Source organism: Dietzia sp. E1, assembly GCF_014145015.1.
Classification (GTDB): Bacteria; Actinomycetota; Actinomycetes; order Mycobacteriales; family Mycobacteriaceae; genus Dietzia; species Dietzia cinnamea_A.
The window spans coordinates 1-1317 of record NZ_JAALDU010000232.1; the positions used below are offsets into that span (position 1 = coordinate 1).

Genomic DNA, 1317 nt, shown 5'->3' on the forward strand with positions numbered 1-1317 from the left:
GGCCGGGCTCAAGCACGGTCTCGCCGAGCGCGACCTGCCCCACCCGGTGTCGTTCTTCCACGGCGTCCGCGTCGACGACGACGGCACGCTCGTCTCCACCGGGAACGCCGGCCCGGGCGCGGCGGTCGATCTCGTCGTCCACCTGCCGGTCGTGGTGGCCGTCGCGGTGGCCGACCACCCGCTCGACCCGTCACCGGACTACCACGCCGGGACGCTGGAACTCCTGGCCTGGAGCGCCCCGGAGGACCTCGACGCTCTGGTCGCCGACACCTTCCCCGGCGTCGAGCAGGACCAGGAGTACCGGCGCGCCCTGGCCAACTCCGAGGCCGCCCACCGCGCCGCCACTCTCGCCCCGACCTCCTGAGGAGAACCGCTATGACACAGACAGTGACCGCCGACCGGATCGTGCCCGCCGACGCGACCGTGATCTCGGACGAGACCGTGCCTGCCCGGGCGGCCTGGTCCCGCGTCCTGCGCGCGGGCCAGACGCTGACCGTCGTCGACCTCAAGGGCAACCAGGCCGTCGACACCCTCTTCTACGACGCGCACGACACCACCCGCCGCTACAGCGCCCCGGCGACCGTCGCGGCCCAGGGCTCGATCTTCCTCACCGCCGGCAGCGTCCTGCGCGACGACGCCGGCGAGCCGCTGGTGACGATCACGGCCGACGAGGTGGGCAACCACGACACCCTCGGCGGCGCCTGCTCGCAGGAGTCCAACACCCTGCGCTACGGCCACCACACCCGCCACCAGCACGCCTGCGTGGAGAACTTCCTGCGCGAGGGCGCCCGGCACGGTCTCGGCAAGCGGGACCTGGTCCCCAACGTCAACTTCTTCATGAACGTGCCCGTCGACGCCGACGGGACGCTCGGGATCGTCGACGGCCGGTCGGCGCCCGGCAAGAGCCTGGCGCTGCGCGCCGGCCGCGACGTGATCGTGCTGGTCTCCAACTGCCCGCAGATCAACAACCCGTGCAACGGCTTCGACCCGACGCCCGTCCGGATGATCGTCACCGCCTGATCCGCCACCCGTCACCACAGGAGCACCCGCCATGACCCGCCTCGAGATCCTCGCCCCCGGTCTTATCACCACCGTCCAGGACTGGCCCGGCCGCGTCGGGTACTGGGGGGTGGGCGTCCCGCCCTCCGGAGCGATGGATGACCAGTCGCTGCGGCTGGCGAACATCGCCGTGGGAAATCCCGAGGGCGCCGCCGGCCTGGAGTGCACCCGCGGCGGCCTCCGGCTCCGGGCGGACGCCCCGGTCACGGTGTGCGTGGGCGGCGCACACGTGCGGCCCACCGTGGCCGCGCGGCCGGT

The 1317-nt window shown here is 73.2% G+C and carries 2 protein-coding genes and 1 pseudogene; all 3 read left to right on the forward strand.

The window, feature by feature from the left end; all coding sequences use genetic code 11:
* A partial coding sequence (locus tag G6030_RS08715; RefSeq protein ID WP_182642863.1) for a DUF1989 domain-containing protein occupies positions 1-364 on the forward strand: 364 nt, incomplete at its 5' end.
* Positions 365-375: 11 nt separating this feature from the next.
* Positions 376-1020 carry an urea amidolyase associated protein UAAP2 gene (locus G6030_RS08720; protein ID WP_182642864.1) on the forward strand — a complete coding sequence of 215 codons (645 nt, stop codon included), beginning with the start codon at positions 376-378 and terminating at the stop codon, positions 1018-1020.
* A gap of 31 nt (positions 1021-1051) precedes the next feature.
* Positions 1052-1317: pseudogene (locus G6030_RS08725) on the forward strand (urea amidolyase); the annotation flags it as partial.